The sequence below is a fragment of the Hallella multisaccharivorax DSM 17128 genome (genome assembly GCF_000218235.1).
Taxonomy (GTDB): domain Bacteria; phylum Bacteroidota; class Bacteroidia; order Bacteroidales; family Bacteroidaceae; genus Prevotella; species Prevotella multisaccharivorax.
In genome coordinates this window covers 2,590,952-2,608,635 of record NZ_GL945017.1, presented here as the reverse complement: position 1 = coordinate 2,608,635, position 17,684 = coordinate 2,590,952, and the positions used below count along the sequence as shown (strand labels likewise).

The 17,684-nt window shown below is 48.3% G+C and carries 17 protein-coding genes; all 17 read left to right on the top strand.

Annotation, left to right across the window (positions count from 1 at the left end; all coding sequences use genetic code 11):
• Position 1 precedes the first annotated feature (1 nt).
• The 17 genes from PREMU_RS11200 to PREMU_RS11125 all read left to right on the top strand — a co-directional run bounded on the left by PREMU_RS11200 (position 2) and on the right by PREMU_RS11125 (position 17,502).
• Positions 2–826, top strand: coding sequence for a glycosyltransferase (locus tag PREMU_RS11200; protein ID WP_007575423.1), 825 nt, complete (start codon positions 2–4; stop codon positions 824–826).
• 4 nt (positions 827–830) lie between these two features.
• Positions 831–2,120: a nucleotide sugar dehydrogenase gene (locus PREMU_RS11195; RefSeq protein ID WP_007575421.1), complete on the top strand. Its 1,290-nt coding sequence runs from the start codon at positions 831–833 to the stop codon at positions 2,118–2,120.
• Positions 2,107–3,090, top strand: a complete 984-nt coding sequence (locus tag PREMU_RS11190; RefSeq protein ID WP_007575419.1) for a glycosyltransferase — start codon at positions 2,107–2,109, stop codon at positions 3,088–3,090. The genes PREMU_RS11195 and PREMU_RS11190 overlap by 14 nt, the downstream gene beginning before the upstream one ends.
• 19 nt (positions 3,091–3,109) lie before the next feature.
• Positions 3,110–3,688, top strand: coding sequence for a serine O-acetyltransferase (locus PREMU_RS11185; RefSeq protein ID WP_007575418.1), 579 nt, complete (start codon positions 3,110–3,112; stop codon positions 3,686–3,688).
• Between the two features lie 3 nt (positions 3,689–3,691).
• Entirely contained in the window at positions 3,692–4,657 is a 966-nt protein-coding gene (locus tag PREMU_RS11180) for a glycosyltransferase family 2 protein (RefSeq protein WP_007575415.1), read from the top strand.
• A gap of 231 nt (positions 4,658–4,888) precedes the next feature.
• A complete protein-coding gene (locus tag PREMU_RS11175; protein WP_007575414.1) occupies positions 4,889–5,122 on the top strand; it encodes a hypothetical protein in 234 nt (77 codons plus the stop codon).
• Complete coding sequence (locus PREMU_RS11170; RefSeq protein ID WP_040558350.1) at positions 5,119–6,348, top strand: hypothetical protein; 1,230 nt, start codon at positions 5,119–5,121, stop codon at positions 6,346–6,348. The genes PREMU_RS11175 and PREMU_RS11170 overlap by 4 nt, the downstream gene beginning before the upstream one ends.
• Before the next feature lie 373 nt (positions 6,349–6,721).
• Positions 6,722–6,973 (top strand): hypothetical protein, encoded by a 252-nt coding sequence (locus tag PREMU_RS14230; protein WP_007575410.1) that lies wholly within the window; start codon positions 6,722–6,724, stop codon positions 6,971–6,973.
• A complete protein-coding gene (locus PREMU_RS11165) occupies positions 6,970–7,251 on the top strand; it encodes a type II toxin-antitoxin system YafQ family toxin (protein ID WP_007575408.1) in 282 nt (93 codons plus the stop codon). Before PREMU_RS14230 ends, PREMU_RS11165 begins: the two co-directional genes overlap by 4 nt.
• A 226-nt stretch (positions 7,252–7,477) precedes the next feature.
• A complete protein-coding gene (locus tag PREMU_RS11160) occupies positions 7,478–8,653 on the top strand; it encodes a glycosyltransferase family protein (protein ID WP_040558348.1) in 1,176 nt (391 codons plus the stop codon).
• A 249-nt stretch (positions 8,654–8,902) separates the two neighbouring features.
• The gene (locus PREMU_RS11155; RefSeq protein ID WP_007575403.1) at positions 8,903–10,075 is read left to right on the top strand and encodes an EpsG family protein; all 1,173 of its coding nucleotides are present in this window, start codon (positions 8,903–8,905) and stop codon (positions 10,073–10,075) included.
• A 12-nt stretch (positions 10,076–10,087) separates the two neighbouring features.
• A complete protein-coding gene (locus PREMU_RS11150; protein WP_007575401.1) occupies positions 10,088–11,137 on the top strand; it encodes a glycosyltransferase family 2 protein in 1,050 nt (349 codons plus the stop codon).
• Positions 11,138–11,203: 66 nt separating this feature from the next.
• Entirely contained in the window at positions 11,204–12,313 is a 1,110-nt protein-coding gene (locus tag PREMU_RS11145; RefSeq protein ID WP_007575399.1) for a glycosyltransferase, read from the top strand.
• A 232-nt stretch (positions 12,314–12,545) separates the two neighbouring features.
• Complete coding sequence (locus PREMU_RS15735; protein ID WP_007575398.1) at positions 12,546–14,015, top strand: glycosyltransferase; 1,470 nt, start codon at positions 12,546–12,548, stop codon at positions 14,013–14,015.
• 424 nt (positions 14,016–14,439) lie between these two features.
• On the top strand, positions 14,440–15,036 hold the full coding sequence (locus PREMU_RS11135; RefSeq protein ID WP_007575397.1) for a hypothetical protein: 597 nt from the start codon (positions 14,440–14,442) through the stop codon (positions 15,034–15,036).
• 42 nt (positions 15,037–15,078) lie between these two features.
• Positions 15,079–15,714 carry a sugar transferase gene (locus PREMU_RS11130; RefSeq protein ID WP_007575396.1) on the top strand — a complete coding sequence of 212 codons (636 nt, stop codon included), beginning with the start codon at positions 15,079–15,081 and terminating at the stop codon, positions 15,712–15,714.
• A 246-nt stretch (positions 15,715–15,960) separates the two neighbouring features.
• Positions 15,961–17,502: an ATP-binding protein gene (locus tag PREMU_RS11125; protein WP_040558346.1), complete on the top strand. Its 1,542-nt coding sequence runs from the start codon at positions 15,961–15,963 to the stop codon at positions 17,500–17,502.
• The last annotated feature ends 182 nt before the right edge of the window (positions 17,503–17,684 follow it).

The following is a 17,684-nucleotide window of genomic DNA, read 5'->3' as shown; positions in this document are numbered from 1 at the left end:
AATGAAAGCTGATATTTTGATCTGTACGATTGACTCTGGTATTCAAAATGTTACAAGTGTTTTGCTTCCAGAGAATAAAAATATTCGATATATTGTATCATGGCAAAGAAGTGATAGCAAAGAATATATTATTCCATCTTCACTTAATAGACCTGATGTTAAAGTTATTCAACTTTGTGGTCGTGGTTTAAGTAAAAATCGTAATAATGCTATAAGATACTCTACAAATGATATTTGTATTATAGCTGATGATGATCTGCGGTATGATTTAGACAAAGTCACAGAGCTTCTAAATTATTATGAACAGCACCCAGAAGTTGATTTGATTTGTTATCAAGGAATATGGGGAAAACAATATCCAGATAAAGCGTTTAATTTAAGAAAGAAACCAAAAAAATATTCTATTTCTTCAGCAGAGATTTCATTTCGAAGGAAGAAAATCCAAGGTTCTATTAAATACAATGAATTAATGGGCTTAGGATCAGAATTTTCTGGTGCTGGAGAGGATGATCTGTTCATATTGGATTGTTTGTATAATAATTTAAACTGTTTATATCTTCCTATAAAAGTTTTCAGTCATGATCATCTTTCTACGGGCGTTAGAAATGGCGGATCACCTAGAGTCGTATTCGCACGAGGTGTTTTGGAAAGAATATATCATCCATATCTCTTTATCTTTTATTATATCTGGTTTGCTCGATCAATAAAGATTAATCATAATGTCGGATTTGTACCCACATTAATCAGCTTGTGGAAAGGAGGATCTTTTGCCAAGAAAAATAATATGCTAAAGTACAGTATTGATAAATTATTCGATAAAAATTAAAACTATGAATATCCAAGATGTTAAAATAGCCGTTATCGGCTTAGGATATGTTGGGCTTCCATTAGCCCGTCTTTTTTCAACTAAATTTCAAACGGTTGGATATGACTTAAATAAGGTTCGCGTAGATGCACTTATGGAAGGTCATGATAATACGCTTGAAGTTAGCGATGAACTGTTGCGTGATGCTATTGACAAATTTGGATTTAAGTGTTCATCGAATCTTGAAGATATCAGGGATGCCAATTTCTATGTAGTCGCTGTGCCCACACCTGTGGATGCAAATAATCAGCCGGACCTTCGTCCTCTTTGGGGCGCATCGGAAACAGTCGGTAAGGTCATTTCAAAGAGTGATATTGTCGTTTATGAATCCACAGTTTATCCTGGCGTCACAGAGGAAGAGTGTCTTCCTGTAGTTGAGCGTGTCTCAGGTCTTGTCTTCAATAAAGATTTCTTTGCCGGTTATTCTCCTGAGCGCATTAACCCCGGTGACAAGCTCCACACGGTGGAGAAGATCAGAAAGGTGACCTCGGGCTCTACACCTGAGGTTGCTGATTTGGTTGATGAAGTTTACAACACTGTTCTTATTAATGGCACTTACAAGGCCTCATCAATCAAGGTGGCAGAGGCCTCGAAAATCATTGAGAACTCGCAGCGTGATGTCAACATTGCCTTTATGAACGAGTTGGCAAAAATTTTCAATGCCATGGGCATAGATACCCACGATGTCATTGACGCAGCTTCCAGTAAGTGGAACTTCATTAAACTGAGTCCTGGTTTGGTTGGTGGACACTGCATCAGTGTTGATCCCTATTATCTCATTGAGAAGGCTCAAGTTTATGGTGTTTTGCCTCGTGTGATGTTTGCAGCTCGCCGGCTGAACGATGGTATGGGAGCTTATGTGGCTGATCAGACTATCAGGATGATGAACAAAAAAGGAGTACTCGTAAAAAATGCCAATATTCTGATTCTTGGCATCACTTTTAAGGAAAATTGTCCTGACATCAGAAACACGAAAGTAGTGGATATTTACGCTACACTCAAAGAGTATACTGACAATATTACGGTTTATGATCCATGGGCTAACCATGACCGAGTTGAGAAAGAGTATGGTATCCAGCTGACAGACATGAGCCTTGATGAATTAAAAGGACATTTTGATGCGGTTATTCTTGCTGTTGCCCATCATGAGTTTGAACCTTATGACAAACGGGATTTTTTGACAGACAGGTCAATAGGTGTGGTCTATGATGTGAAAGGTGTTGTAAAGAGAGAGGAAGTTGATGCAAGACTATAAATATCAACTGTCTGTTATTATTCCGATGTATAATGCAGAAAAGTATATCGGTGCTTGTTTGGACTCTATCCTTTCATCGGGGCTACAGCGTGATACCTACGAGATGATTGTTGTGAATGATGGTAGCACGGACAAGGGTCCTGAGATCGTGCAGGACTACGCAGCAAGGTACGACCATATCACCTATCTTACGCAGGAGAATCAAGGACAGTCTACTGCCCGAAATTTTGGTATCTGTCAATGTCATGGTGAATATGTTTGGTGTGTGGATGCTGATGATAAGGTCAACGATGAGGCAGCACGCGTCCCCTTTTTGTTGAAAGCTTATCCCGATATAGATATCCTTGCCGTTCAGTTACAAGATACGGCTGAGGATGGCACGCTTCTATGCAAGAGCTGTGAACAGCCAAGCATGGCGCATGATAAGGCTATTTCTGGCAGGGATGCTGTCTTGCAGGGGTACAATCCCTCTTCCGTTTGTGCACTCGTGGTACGGAGAGGGTTGATGATGGACAAGGATCTTTTCTTTCATGTTGGAATCACACATCAGGACGTGGAACTTTCGTACCGGTTGATGGCTTATGCCAATAGAGTGGTCTTCACAAATCTTGCCCCGTATGTCTATCTCTACCATTTCGGATCAACGAGTAAATCACTGGATCCACAAAAGAAAATTAAATATCTAAGTGATGACTGTGTGATCATTGAATCTTTCCGCAAACTGTCCGATAACTTCAGATCTTCCGATCCACAGCTGTCAGCAGTCATAGATGATCGTGTGCGAGCCATTCATTTTGGTATGGCCTATAATTTATGGGGAAACCGGCGGCAATGGAAATCAGCGGGTATCAACAAAGGGGTAATTCAGAGAATGAAAGAGAGAGGGTTATTCCCGTTGCCACATCGATTGGGCAGTTGGAAAAAAGATCTGATAAGCTACTTGCTCAACTGCTCTTGGCTATATGCGTGAATGACAAAAGAAGACGACTATGCGACAGATGTCTTTTCAGGCATGCGTGGATTATATCCGCAGCGACTATTACCGTATCACAGGACGCCGTGACGATTGCTTGCTAAGAATGTTCTTGGCAGGTATCCAGGATATAGGTTTTCGCTTTCTTTTCTGGTTCCGGCTCGCTAAATGTAGGAATGTGATAGTGGGAACGATGGCACGGTTGTTATACCTGTTTTTAGGTCAGTTACATCACATCGCTATACAACGCGATTGCCGGATTGGATATGGGATGAGGATTGTTCATGGTGGTCCTGTTGTTGTCAACAGTTCGGCAGTGATAGGTGATAATGTGGATCTCTTTCAGTTCAGCACTATCGGGAGCTCTTTTTGCCATGCAGCCCATATAGGCAATAATGTTTATATTGGTCCCAATGTATGTATCGTTGAGGATGTGACAATCGGGGACGGTGTCACTATTGGTGCCGGTGCTGTAGTGGTAAAGGATGTGGAGCCGGGATTGACGGTTGCGGGCAATCCTGCAAAAGTTATCTCGCACAAGGAGCCCGGAAGGCTGATATGGAGGCAGTGGAACAAGGATTGGAATAAGAAATAGAGAATGAAGATACCTAAAATATCGGTAATCGTACCTGTGTTTAAGGGCGAGGAGTATCTCGGAGCATGTCTGGACAGTATTCTGGCGCAGTCCTTTCGGGATTTTGAGTTGATTGTCTTGGATGATGGCAGTCCTGACCACTCGGGTGACATCTGTGACGAGTATGCTCGGCGGGATAATCGTATCCGTGTCATACATAAACAGAATGAGGGCATCAATCGCACCCGCTTGCGTGGCGTGAGAGAAGCGCGCGCGGAATGGGTGACCTTCTCAGACGATGATGACACGATGGAACCGGATGCCCTTGAAAAGCTTTATGCCCTTGGGGGGAGGGATACAGATATGGTCGTGGGCTTCACAGTGCTGCCCGAGACGCGGTTGCCGGAAGATGCTACGATAGAAGACTGCCGCCGTGCGCAGATTTCCGGATATGGCATTCCTCCTATGCCTTGGGCAAAACTCTATCGCCGGAGCTTGTTGACGGATGATGTCTTTGATTTCCCTCGCGAGATAGACGGTGAGGAAGATATGATTATGAATATCCGGCTCATCTTCAAGACCAAGGTCCCGCCCCGTTTTCTCTATAAACGTATCTATCATTTTCGCCGCAACACGGCGAGCGTCTCGCATACGAAGAGCAGCTCACTGGTGCATGAAGCCGCATTCTACCGTGCACTGTATGACTCTATTCCCAAAGAAGAGCAGTCCCGCTATCTCCCGCAGATTGTTGGGCTGAAGCTCAACGGCTTGTTTCCCATTGCCTATACTGCTCCGGCTACGGTAGCTGACAAGCGCGATGACTATCTTGTGACCTTGACGCGTGAGGTCAGGGAAAGCCATTACAGACTCAGTATAAAAGAGCGCATAGTCCTGTACAGCAAGAATCGGCTATGCCTGAAGGTCGTGGGCTTTCTGGAACTGCTTCGTCGGTTCGTCAACTACCGGATTCGTTGTCTTAGAAAAGAATAACGGAAGAAAAGTTTAGCGTGGACAAGGATGATTCTACTACAGTGGATGTCCTAATAGATAGAGTGTCAAGTTTGTGTATAACTTTGTAGCCACTTTAAGGGTCTAATTTATAGCTCTTTATGCATTATAATATATTACCAATAAGTAAATATATATTAACTTTATATTCTCGCTTATTTCATTGGGAATCAGTACCTTTACAGTGTAAATAAGATATACAACTGTAAAGATATGACTGTAAGAAAAAGCGGAAAAGATAAAGAGATCGCCAAACTGAAACGCGAGCTTGACAAGGCTAATTACGACTTAGCGAAGAAGAAGGAGGAATTGAAATCGACCAGATCTGAGCTAAGAAGCCTTAAGTCGGAGAAGAATAAAAAAAAAGAGAGGACAATAAGACTGACAGAGGAACAAAGCAGATTACTTTCCGAACTGCTTGGGGATACAAGTATAACGAACTCGTGATTAAACTTGCGGTTCTTCTGAGATCTCGCTTGCCAATCTGTGGCTCACGATCTATAGTTATAATACTGGAGATCCTCAACGAGTGCTTTAAGGGAGAACTGTTTGACAGCATTCCATGCAATCAAGTCATAGAAGATTGGTGCGAAAAGGCAGGGCTGGATATGCATACAAAAGTCAAGGATCAATTCATAGACCAAGAATACATCACCATCACGGATGAGAGTATTTCTGTGGGCAAGCAAAAGTTGCTGCTTCAATTAGCCGTTCCGGCTGATAGGACAGGAAAGCCATTATCCCACTCTGACGTGGACATCGTCGGAATGAGTGTCAGTCCGTCGTGGACAGGGGATAGTGTGAAAGCCGAGATGGAAAAGACTTCGAAAAGCATAGGCAGGAAACCATTGTATTCAATTTCTGACAACGGATACAATCTATGTAACGCCTGCCGGGATGCAGGAATTCCACATCACAGAGATATCAGTCACACTTTTGGCACTATATTAAATAAGTATTTCTCGGACTCCGCTGATTTCAAGGAATTTACAACAGTTATGGAGAAAAAACGTCTCACTTACCAGTTAACGGACAAGGCAATAGTACTGCCTCCCAAACAACGGGCAATAGCCAGATTCATGAATACATTCATTTGGGTGAAGTGGGCGCACAAACTTCTCGATGGATATGACCGGCTCACGGATGAGCAGAAGGAAGCTGCACGCTTTATGCTGGATAATAAAGACCTTATAGAAGAGCTAAACAGCATCCGAAAATGCATGGAATATGTTGAAATGAGATGCAAGAATGACGGACTGAGCAAAGAGTTGGCAAGGTTCCTCATTTGGCGGATAACCGTAGACCTAATCACCCCAAAGGACGGCACTAAAAGGATGAGGAATGTCGGCATTGACATGTTTGTATATCTTCAAGAGGAATGCAGACTGCTTCAATCGGAAACGGATGTACACATTATCTCATCAGATATTATAGAATCTTGTTTCGGGGTCTTCAAGGCGATGAAGTCTCCAGATAAACTCTGCGGAGTGACCAAGCATGCGCTGATCTTACCATTGGCAATAAGCTTCATCTCGGAAAAGCGAAGAGAGTCATTTGATTTTATTGCAGCCATGGAGAATGTCCACTATAAAGATTTGGACGAATGGGCCGGTTTCAATTTATATGGGAATCCGACTCAGGAGAGAAAAGATCTCACCCGAAAAATTGGATAGTATTATGAACACAAACTTGACACCCTACCTAATAGATGATAAACGAATAGGTCGAGCATTATTTTAGGTAGCCCACGGGGGGCTACCCTGCACTGTGATGACAAGAGGAGTGCAGGGTAGGGCCCAGTGCCCTACCACAGGAGATGTCCTAACAGATGATAAACGAATAGGTTGAGCATTATTTTAGGTAGCCCACAGGGGGCTACCCTGCACTGGGGAAGAACATTGGCAAAATGAGTTTTCGATCCTAACGAGTCATGGAGGGATCGTGAAGATTCACTGTAAAAAATGAAGTTAAGGTCAGGAAAGCATAGAAATATTTGGAAGTAAACTATAAATTACTTATTTTTGCAACAAAGAAAAGATAAAAAATATGACCCAGTTGGTTGTTAATATAGAAAATGACAGTCTGATACCAAGCCTTAAGAAAATTCTCAAGTCTATAGCAGGTGTCGTCAGTGTTCAGTCCATGAAAGAAGTCCCCTCTGTGACCATGTATGATGAAGAGTCTGGAAAGCATTTGAATGACAAGTCAATACGAGTCATTACTGATATGGAGTCCGGTAAAGGATTATCAAAAGAATTTGATAATATCAGTGATTTCATGGAGGATTTGCAGGCATGAAATATAGGATTAGGCGTACGACTCAGTTCAAAAAATCATTCAAGCTTGCAGTTAGGCGAGGTAAGAGCATTGAGTTGTTCACGAAGGTTATAACCTTCCTGGCAGAAGAAGGCAAATTGCCTAAGGAATTCAAGCCTCATCTGCTTAGAGGTACTTTTAAGGATATTTGGGAGTGCCATTTAGATCCGGATTGGCTTTTGTTGTGGAAACAAGATGATATTGATCTTATCTTGATATTAACTGATACAGGAACTCACTCTGATATCTTCAAGACATAGCCGGTCCGCTGGCCTTCCTCGGGGAATACTCCAACTGTTGGGGAAAGCTGTCGAGCATTATTTTGGGTAGCCCACGGGGGGCTACCCTGCACTGTGATGACAAGAGGAGTGCAGGGTAGGGCCCTGTGCCCTACCACAAAGGATGCCTTAACCGATGATAGACGAATAGGTCGAGCATTATTTTAGGTAGCCCACGGGGGGCTACCCTGCACTGGGAAGCATAAAGATGAAGATAGCGATGGTCACGGTGATGACACCGTGGAAAGAAAACTTTAAGGGCACTTCGGCACTGCCCTATCACCTGCTTATCCACCGTCCGGAAGGTGTGGAGGTGGAGATATGGTCGTTCAACAACAATGAGTTACCACAGGAAAAGATCAGGATCACGGAGCAAGAGCTCGGGGTAAAGATCCATGTTATTGCGAGACCGTATTGGTGGAACATGCTCTTCCGCTGGCATCTGCTCTTTCTGCGCGTGTTCTTCCCCAAGCCTATCCACAGTTATCTGCATGCGGACCGTGACGCATTGATTGCCATTAGAGCCTTTGCGCCAGACAGAGTGTGGGTCTATGGAGAGGAGCTTATTGAGGTGGACCGACAGTTGCAGGATTATCCCCGCATGCATACCTTCCCTGACTCAGAGGGGCTTTACTATTATCGGATGCTTGGCCGTCGTTTTGTGGCAGATCACTGGAAGGCGTACCTCCGCTGTGTGGTGATGTACCGTAAGTTCCGTCGGTTGGAACGTGGTTTTCCAACAACGGGTATCTGGTATCATCTTGTAGGAGATGCTGACGCGGCTTTCCTGCGTGAGGAGAGCCCCGGCATTGATGCTCGGTTTCTGCGTCATCCCCACTATGAGATTGTACCGCAGGAGGAACGTCATTTCCATACGCCCATCCGCCTGCTCATTGCCGGGCAGTACAACTATTATATGCGTGAGTCGGCCGATGCACTCATCCCCGCCCTTGCCTCGGCTGCTGACTTGTCGGCGCACTTTGAGCTCACCTTCCTTGGACGTGGATGGGAGCGGCATGCCGAAGTACTGCGGGCAGCTGGTTGGAAGGTCACTGTCATCACGTTTGCGCCCGACTATGTTGCTGAGGTGCAACGGCATGATATTCAGCTCACACCTATCGCCATTGGCACGGGCACGAAAGGCAAGGTCCTCGACGCTATGGCCAATGGACTGTTAGTGATGGGCACACCCTTTGCTTTGGAGAATATCGCCGTGGAGCACGGTTGCAGTTGTCTGTCTTTCAGCACTGCGGCGGAGGCGGTCGGCATGCTGCGCGATGTTCCTGCAGATGTGGCACGTTATGAGCAGATGGCGGAAGAGGGACGCCGGCGAGTGCTCAAGGCACATTCGAGGCGCACGGTGGCCAAATGCCTATTCAGGTAACGGCGATCATTGCCATAGTGCAGGGTGGCCCCCCGTGGGCCACCATAAATAATGTTCTAACCTTAAATGTTGTCCCCAACCTTGATTTAATCATCGATCGAACACCCTTTTAGGTAGGCCACAGGGGCCTACCCTGCACAGGACACCATGGGATTGTCCCCATTCGTGGAAACTATTCTGGTGACCAAGCGGTGGGATACGGAGCTTTTCTGTAACTTTGTAGCTGATTAACGATAGAAATAAATATTTATGTGGATATATCTTCTTCTTTTCATCATTCCCGTTGTGTGGTACCTCTCCGGCTTAGCCGGCGACGATAGCCGCGTGTTGGCGGTCTTCATGGCCGGACTGGCACTCTTCGTGGGGTTGAGTGATATGCTCGGCGGCTACGACCGTTATATCTATGGGGAGATCTTCGACTCCTTTGCTAATGTCACCACATGGGGTGGCAGCTATGCCGCGTCCGGTGTCTTCCGTATGATCTCGCCCGTGGAAGTTGGGTGGGGTGGACTGAACATTGTCCTCTCCTGGTTCACGGCCAACCGCTATATCTTTATCCTGGCTGTTACACTCATCACCTACACTTGCCTGTTCGTCAGCCTGCGGCGTTATGCGGTCAACTATCCCTTTGTCTTGATTCTTTTCCTTGGCCTGTGGTTCTTTTTTACGTTCACGTATCTGCGTCAAGTGCTTGCTGCCTCAGTGGCTTGGCTGGCCATACCTTATATCATCAAGCGGAAGTTCTGGAAGTTTCTTCCTCTTGCTCTTATCACGATGTCGCTTCATAAGTCGGGCATCATCTTCTTCCCGATGTATTTCTTTGCCGCCCACCGTTACCAGAAGCGAACTTTGTTCATCGTAGTTATCGTCACGGTCCTCATCGGCCTGACACCACTTCCCAATTACCTTTTCCAGACCTATGGCGACGTGACCAATGTTGTGCATAGTGATTACAGTTCCATGGGCTCCATGCGTGTGGAATATCTGTTAGAGGCTGTATTCTTCCTTTTCTTCCTCTTCAGGTTGTACGACACTTTCGATCAGGACCGTACGACAGTGGTGATGGTGAACTTGGCATTCATGTTTTGTCTGACATTGGTCTTCTTTATCCGTAGCGACAACGGCGGTCGTCTGGCATGGTATTATATTATAGGTATCATCTGTTTGTTCTCGGCTATAGGTTCTCCAGAAAACAAGGTGTCTTTTAGGGCCTTTGGGCCATTACTGGTCATTGTGTCTTTTGCTCTCTTTTTCCGTATTGTGGTAGCATGGGGAGCGTTAGTCAATCCTTATAAGTCTTTTTTGACGAACGGTGTGAGACCGAATGATAGAATATGCAAACAATATGAATATGATACGAGGTATAGTCAAGATAAGATGTATCGTATTCCTTTTAGACTGAAAGTTAACATACGCCAGTAATTTTATTGCGTAATGATAACGATCCTTACCCCTACCTACAACCGAGCTTCGTTGCTGCCACGGCTCTATGCGTCGTTGTGTCGGCAGACTTGCCAGGATTTTGAATGGATTGTCGTGGACGATGGGTCGACGGACAACACCCCGCAGTTGTTCAGTGCAGAGGAGGGCCCCGTGCCCATCCTCAAACAATGTTCGATCCATCTCTCAGCGATTGGAACATTGCCAGAGGTAGGCCACAGGGGCCTACCCTGCACTGACTGTTTGGAAGAGATGAGGAGGGGGCATTTCCCGCAGGAGGGCACAGCGCCGGCCCCTGTACTGACGTATATCCGCAAGCCGAATGGTGGCAAGCATACGGCGGTGAACCTCGGGGTGCAGTATGCCAATGGCGAACTGACCCTCATTCTGGACAGTGATGATGAGTTGCCACCTGACAGCGTGGAGATTATCGCAGAGGAATGGCGACAGGTAAGGGATTATCCTATGATGGCAGGGGTCGCCGGACTGGATGTGGACAGACATGAGCTCACGGTGATCGGATCGGGGCTGCCTAAAGCGTCTGTCGACTGTAACGCCATGGAGATCCGTTACCGATGGAAGGTGACTGGTGATCTGAAAGAGGTGTTCCGCACGTCTGTGTTGCGCGCTTTTCCTTTCCCTGAGACGGCGGGCGAGCGGTTCTGTCCCGAGCAGTTAGTGTGGTTTCGCATCGCCCAACAATACCAGTTGCATTATTTCAACCGTCCGGTCTATATTGCTGACTATCAGACGGACGGGCTTTCGGCCGGTATTACCCGTGCACGTATGGGCAGCCCGCGGGGCGCGATGCTGACCTATACAGAGCTTACTGCATACCGAGTGCCGGTTCTCGTCAAGTTTAAGGCGGCCGTCAACTATTGGCGTTTCTGGTACTGCCGTCGTGCCGACACTGTGATTCCGCCTATCGCGTGGTGGTGGCATGGCCTGCGTCCGTTGGGCTGGCTGATGCACAGACACGACGTCTCCACAAGTGCAGGGTGCCCCCCCTGTGGGACACCACAAGCAATGCTCCAACCGATGTAATAAATCGGTCGAACATAATATTAGGTGGCCCACGGGGGGCCACCCTGCACTGAATAATCAGTTATTATGCGTATTCTTCAGGTTATCACTTCGCTCTGTACCGGTGGCGCTGAGACGCTCGTGGTGAATCTCATTCCGCGTCTACGGGCCATGGGTCATGAGGTCGACGTGTGTGTCTTCGACGGTGAGGACACGCCGCTCATGGTACGGCTGCACCGTGAGAATCCGGGTATCCGCGTGTGGGACCTTGGCAGGAGCGTCTATAACCCCCTGCTCGTGCTGAGACTCGTCCCTATCATGCGACGTTACGATATTGTGCATACCCATAACTCATCGCCCCAGCTCTTTGTAGCCATTGCCTCGCTGTTTTGTCATGTCGGGCTCTGCACTACGGAGCACAACACGTCCAACCGCAAGCGCCAGTGGAAGTGGTATGCGCCGGTGGAGAGCTGGATGTATGGGCGCTACGATCACATCATCTGCATCTCGAAGATTGCCGAGGAGAAGCTGCGGGAATACATGGGTGGTAAGTGGCTTGATCCGGGCTCATCGTGCTATCACCGCATCACGACTATCAACAATGGAATCGATGTGCATGCATTTCACGATGCTGCGCCCCTGACGCCAGCCGAGACCTGCCGACAAAATGGTGATTTCATCGTGACTATGGTGGCAGGATTCCGTGAGGCGAAAGACCAGGACACGCTGGTACGCGCCCTGAAGCTGTTGCCCGATAACGTGAAGCTGTGGCTGGTGGGCTCCGGCGTGCGCATGGACACGGTGAGAGCTCTGGCCGAGAGGTTAGGCGTGGTGTCCCGTGTGCGGTTCTGGGGCATGCGCACCGATGTGGCTCGCATCCTTCGGAGCTCTGATGTCATCTGCATGTCGAGCCACTGGGAGGGTCTCTCGCTGAGCAATGTAGAGGGCATGTCGGTCGGTAAGCCGTTCCTCGCCTCGCGGGTCAACGGGCTGCGCGAAGTGACCGAGGGCTACGGCATCCTGTTCACCGAAGGCGACGACAAGGCCCTGGCCGACATCATCGCCCGTCTCGCCGCCGACAACGATTTCTACCGCCAGGTGGCTGACAGATGCTGGGAACGGGCTCAACGGTTTGATATACAACGAACAGTGGAACAGTACGAACATGTTTATCGTGATGTTTTTAGGCTATTTTAAGCGTGCATGATAGGGGTTATACCGAATAGAATAGGTATCTTTGCATAGATAGGCAGTTTTCGGTAGCGTAGGTGCTTCTTCTGCTTACGCAGCCCGATTTGATATTTTCAGAAAGAAGTTGTCGCTATGGTATATTATCCGGTAGGCATCCAGACATTAACTTCTCTTCGTCGGAAAGGACCATCAGCGAGTGGAAAACAGCGGAATAATGGGAATAATCGATAAAAAATTAATGGACAAGAAGAAACTCATCCGTCTCACCACGGCCGACATCAGTCTTGAGGGCCTGTTGGAGGGTCAGTTGCGCTTCCTCAGCCAGTACTATGATGTCGTGGGCGTGGCATCCGACACGGGCGTGCTCAACAAGGTGGCGGAACGCGAGGGCATCCGCGTGGTCAACGTGCCGATGCGGCGAGAGATAAGTCCACTCCAAGACCTGCGGTCACTGCGGGACCTCTACCGCCTCTTCTGCCGTGAGCGTCCGTGGTGTGTGCATGCCAATACGCCCAAGGGATCGCTCTTGGCAATGATGGCGGCATGGGCGGCACGCGTGCCCCACCGCGTCTATACCGTCACGGGGTTACGCTATCAGGGTGTGCACGGTCTGATGCGTGGTCTGCTCAAGGCAATGGAGCGTGTCACCTGTTGTTGTGCCACCAATGTCATCCCTGAGGGTAACGGTGTGCTTCACTCGTTGAAGACGGACCATATCACCCGAAAACCGCTGCGCGTGCTACATTTCGGTAATATCAATGGGAAGGATACACGGCATCTCTCCCGACGACAGACCGTTGCTGATTATATTCAGGCTCCCTATGACAAGGTCACCGATGAGGATATCGATGACCTGCGGCGGTCGTGGCGACAGAAACTGGGCTTCTCTGACGACGACTTCGTGTTTGTCTTTATCGGGAGAATGACAAACGATAAAGGTATGAGGGAGCTGGCACAGGCCATGAAGCACTTGACGGAAAGACAAATTGTTGAGGAGACAGAAAGACAGAAAGAACAGATTGGGGACGAGACAGAAAGACAGAAAGAACAGATTGGGGACGAGACAGAAAGACAGAAAGAACAGATTGTTGAGGAGACAGAAAGACAAAAAGAACAAATTGTTGAGGAGACAGAAAGACGTTTAGGTGAGGTGGAAAGACGGAAAGGGCAGATAGGGGTTGGTAAAGAAGTTATGGGCTCCGTTCGTCTCCTTCTCGTCGGCCAGATGGAGGAGGGCGATGCGATCCCCGACGACGTGCGCCAGTTCTTTCTCCACGATGAAGCAGTGAGGTATGTAGGGCTCAAGCATGACGTGCGGCCTCTCCTCTTAGTGGCCGATGCCCTTGTCTTTCCTTCTTACCGCGAGGGCTTTCCCAATGTGCCGATGGAAGCGGGAGCTATGGGACTGGCCTCCATCGTGACGGATGTCAACGGATCAAATGAGATCATCAAAGATGGACTTAATGGGAGAATTATCCCTTCGCCACTTGACAAGAAAGGTCACCTGCACGACATCACGCTGGCCTTGACGGAGGCCATGCAATGGTTTGTCCTCCATCCTGCCGAGGTGAGGCGCATGGCCGATAACGCACCGCGGATGATCCATGAGCGCTATGAACAACGTGATGTGTGGCAAGCGTTGCTCGAATACTATGATAGTCTTTCCCCTAACCCTTCCACAAAAGGGGTGAAGAGCCGTACCCGCTGATCGTACAGCATCGTTGCATTAGCAGTGCAGGGTAGGGCCCAGTGCCCTACCACAAATCATGTCCCAACCACTGAAAACAACATTGCGACAGGGGGGATTCATCGGTCGAACATTATTATAGGTGGCCCACAGGGGGCCACCCTGCACTGAGAGGCCATCCGGCTCGACATACTCCCCCATCTTGGTTGCATCGGCCATCCACGACATCCCCCCGCCATCCGGTTACAGTGCAGGGTAGGGCCCAGTGCCCTACCACAAATCATGTCCCAACCACTGAAAACAACATTGCGACCAGGGGGATTCATCGGTCGAACGTTATTATAGGTGGCCCACAGGGGGCCACCCTGCACTGGGACGATAGTAAAATGGTTACGGATGGATCTTCCATAATTTAAGAAACCTGTGTCAACAAACAAGTAATATCATGCTTTATCAACTTGCACATTTCCTCCGCGACCATCTTCCGTTGGTCTGGAATGGTGCCGACTGGCTCAACGGTCAGTTGTTTGCCATTCGCTACGGACATAGGCTAAGAGCCGTCACTGCTGACTGGGGGAAAGAGTTGCCTTATGCGATAGTGCCTTTGCATGACTGTGCAACGGTGGATGTCGTTGCGTTCTTTGCCCGTCAGCCAGAGGAAGCTTTTCGTTTCTTCCACCCTCATGGCTTCGATAATCGGAGCATTCGTCAGTTACAGCGCAATCCTGCTTTCTTAGCTTACATGATTCAAAGCACGGGTGAGATCGGACAAAAAGATTATATCGGTTATTTCTTCCTTCGCAGTTTCTTTTGGGGTAAGTGCTTCCGTGGTCGCATGGTCGACATCCGTTGGCGTGGCCGTGGACTGGGTACACAATTGAACCGATGGATGAACCATCTCGGCTTTGGGCTTGGTATGCGCATCTTCGAGACGGTATCAAGGGAGAATATGGCTTCTTACAAGAGTGCGATGGCGGCAAGCAGATGTAAGGTGATAAAAGAGTTGAAAGATAATGATCTTTATTTAGAGATTTTACAATGATACAATCTGTGTCATCCGTGGCAATCTGAAATACGACTTGGAATGAAGATGCTAAAGTATATTTTTGACCGCACGGTTTCTCTCATTGGCCTTGTTTGTCTGAGTCCTGTGCTTTTGGTTGTTGCGATCCTCATCAAGACCCAGATGCCGGATGGGCCGGTTATCTTCAGACAGAAGCGGGTGGGACAGTACGGAAGGCTGTTCACCATCTATAAGTTCCGGTCGATGTCAGCAGTCCCCATGGAGCGGCAGACTGTCGCCGCAGCAGAGCAATACCGAGTTACGCCTTTGGGCGAGAAGCTTAGACGGTATAAACTCGACGAACTCCCAGAGCTATGGAATGTGCTCAAGGGCGACATGAGCTTTGTGGGACCGCGCCCTGATGTACCGGGTTATGCCGATGTGCTGGGAGGCGAGGACCGAGAGATACTAAAGCTAAAACCGGGTATCACTGGCCCCGCAAGCTTGAAATACCGCGATGAGGAATATATCCTTGAGCAGATAGGCAAGGAGAAAGGTATGCAAGCTATCGAGGAATACAACGACAACGTTATTTATCCTGACAAGATTCGTATCAATCGCTACTATCTCCATCACTACTCTTTCCTCAAGGATCTGCAGATGATTGTCTGTACGGTCTTAGGTCGGAAGATGCTGTATGGTGGCCAGCTGATATAATGTTTTTTTTCGGTGTAGTGCAGGGTAGGGCCCTGTGCCCTACCACAGACAATGTCCCAACCGCTGATTCATTGGTCGCACATTATTATAGGTGGCCCACGGGGGGCCACCGTGCACAGGGACGACATCCTGTTGTGCGGTGCTGTTGCAGAAAACGGTCGGGTATATGACAGCGGCAAGGAAAAACTCACGGTTTTCCTTGCCGCTGTTGTTTTTATTGTTTATCTTTGCGAAAAATACCGCGCTATGAAATATCCGATAGGAATACAGAGCTTTGAAGATATCCGTCAAGGCGGATATGTTTATATTGATAAGACGGGTTTGATATATAAACTTGCTGATGAGGGGAAATATTATTTTCTTTCCCGTCCGCGTCGTTTCGGTAAGTCGCTACTCATCAGTACGATGGAGGCTTACTTCTCCGGACGGAGGGATCTGTTCCATGGGCTGTCGATAGAGCAGTTGGAACAGGAGTGGAACACCTATCTCGTGCTTCATCTTGATCTCAATACAGGCCAATACCAGACGGTGGAGTCACTGCTGGACAAGATCAATGCCTTCCTTGTTCCCCTTGAGGAGGAATACGGACATGGCCCAGGACTTCGTGAAGCTGGGCAGCGCTTTGAATATGTCATCAAGGCGGCCGCAGAGAAAAGCGGTAAGCGTATCGTGCTGCTTGTGGATGAGTACGACAAGCCCATGCTGTCCACCATCGGCAATGAGAGACTGCAGGAAGAGTACCGTATCATCCTGAAATCGTTCTACGGCGTAGTGAAGTCGTGCGATCGCTACTTCAAGTTCGCATTCTTCACCGGTGTGACGAAATTCGGCAAGGTGAGTGTGTTCTCGGATCTGAACAACCTCATTGATATCTCAATGAATCAGTATTATCAGACTATCTGCGGCATCACGGAGGAAGAGTTGAAGAGCTGTTTCGAAGAGAGTATCCGCAGGTTGGGTGAGGATCACGACGAGACTTACGAGGAGGCATGCGCCCATCTGAAGAAACGTTACGACGGTTATCATTTTCGTCAGAATGGAGTAGGTATTTACAATCCATTCTCCGTGCTCTCCACGTTCAACGCAGGCGAGTACGGCAGCTATTGGTTTGAGACGGGCACTCCGTCCTTCTTGGTCGATTTGCTCAAGCGTGATGACTTCTATCTTCCTGACTTGACGGAGCAGCAGGTGTCAGCCGACTTTCTCAACTCCATCGACTCCCTGAGTGTGAGTCCCATTCCTATCATCTACCAGAGCGGTTACCTCACGGTGAAGGACTATGACAAGCGCTTCGGCCTGTATATCCTCGGCTATCCCAACGAGGAGGTTGAGGAGGGGTGGGCCAACTACTTGCTTCCCTTCTATACACATGTGGAGGGCGGTGGTGGACCGATGTTCATTGGTCATTTCGTAAACGAATTGGAGAAGGGCAATCCGGATGCTTTCATGCGTCGCATGTCGACGCTGTTCAGTGGCGTGAGTTATGAGATAGTGGGCGATGCGGAGAAGTATTTCCAGAATGCTTTCTACCTCATCACGTTGCTGTTGGGGTTCTATGTTGAGGTGGAGCGCACCCTCTCCGATGGCCGTGTCGACATGATCGCCAAGACGAAAGATTATATCTACATCTTCGAGTTCAAGTACGACAAGTCTGCCGACGAGGCGTTGCGGCAGATCGAAGAAAAGGGTTATGCCCAGCCTTTCGCCATGGACCGGCGCAGGCTGTTCAAGGTCGGCGTGAACTTCAACAGAGAGCGGCGCTGCATCGATGGCTGGAAGGTGGTGTAGTGCAGGGTAGGGCCCCGTGCCCTACCACAGACACCGTCCCAACCGCTGATTCATCGGTCGCACATTATTATAGGTGGCCCACGGGGGGCCACCCTGCACAGGGACGACATCCTGTTGTGCGGTGCTGTTGCAGAAAACGGTCGGGTATATGACAGCGGCAAGGAAAAACTCACGGTTTTCCT

Bases quoted from the DNA above. Each gene is read 5' to 3' on its own strand.
- PREMU_RS11200 (WP_007575423.1), top strand. From the start codon at position 2: ATGAAAGCTGATATTTTGATCTGTACGATTGACTCTGGTATTCAAAAT.
- PREMU_RS11195 (WP_007575421.1), top strand. From the start codon at position 831: ATGAATATCCAAGATGTTAAAATAGCCGTTATCGGCTTAGGATATGTT.
- PREMU_RS11190 (WP_007575419.1), top strand. From the start codon at position 2,107: ATGCAAGACTATAAATATCAACTGTCTGTTATTATTCCGATGTATAAT.
- PREMU_RS11185 (WP_007575418.1), top strand. From the start codon at position 3,110: ATGCGACAGATGTCTTTTCAGGCATGCGTGGATTATATCCGCAGCGAC.
- PREMU_RS11180 (WP_007575415.1), top strand. From the start codon at position 3,692: ATGAAGATACCTAAAATATCGGTAATCGTACCTGTGTTTAAGGGCGAG.
- PREMU_RS11175 (WP_007575414.1), top strand. From the start codon at position 4,889: ATGACTGTAAGAAAAAGCGGAAAAGATAAAGAGATCGCCAAACTGAAA.
- PREMU_RS14230 (WP_007575410.1), top strand. From the start codon at position 6,722: ATGACCCAGTTGGTTGTTAATATAGAAAATGACAGTCTGATACCAAGC.
- PREMU_RS11165 (WP_007575408.1), top strand. From the start codon at position 6,970: ATGAAATATAGGATTAGGCGTACGACTCAGTTCAAAAAATCATTCAAG.
- PREMU_RS11160 (WP_040558348.1), top strand. From the start codon at position 7,478: ATGAAGATAGCGATGGTCACGGTGATGACACCGTGGAAAGAAAACTTT.
- PREMU_RS11155 (WP_007575403.1), top strand. From the start codon at position 8,903: ATGTGGATATATCTTCTTCTTTTCATCATTCCCGTTGTGTGGTACCTC.
- PREMU_RS11150 (WP_007575401.1), top strand. From the start codon at position 10,088: ATGATAACGATCCTTACCCCTACCTACAACCGAGCTTCGTTGCTGCCA.
- PREMU_RS11145 (WP_007575399.1), top strand. From the start codon at position 11,204: ATGCGTATTCTTCAGGTTATCACTTCGCTCTGTACCGGTGGCGCTGAG.
- PREMU_RS15735 (WP_007575398.1), top strand. From the start codon at position 12,546: ATGGACAAGAAGAAACTCATCCGTCTCACCACGGCCGACATCAGTCTT.
- PREMU_RS11135 (WP_007575397.1), top strand. From the start codon at position 14,440: ATGCTTTATCAACTTGCACATTTCCTCCGCGACCATCTTCCGTTGGTC.
- PREMU_RS11130 (WP_007575396.1), top strand. From the start codon at position 15,079: ATGAAGATGCTAAAGTATATTTTTGACCGCACGGTTTCTCTCATTGGC.
- PREMU_RS11125 (WP_040558346.1), top strand. From the start codon at position 15,961: ATGAAATATCCGATAGGAATACAGAGCTTTGAAGATATCCGTCAAGGC.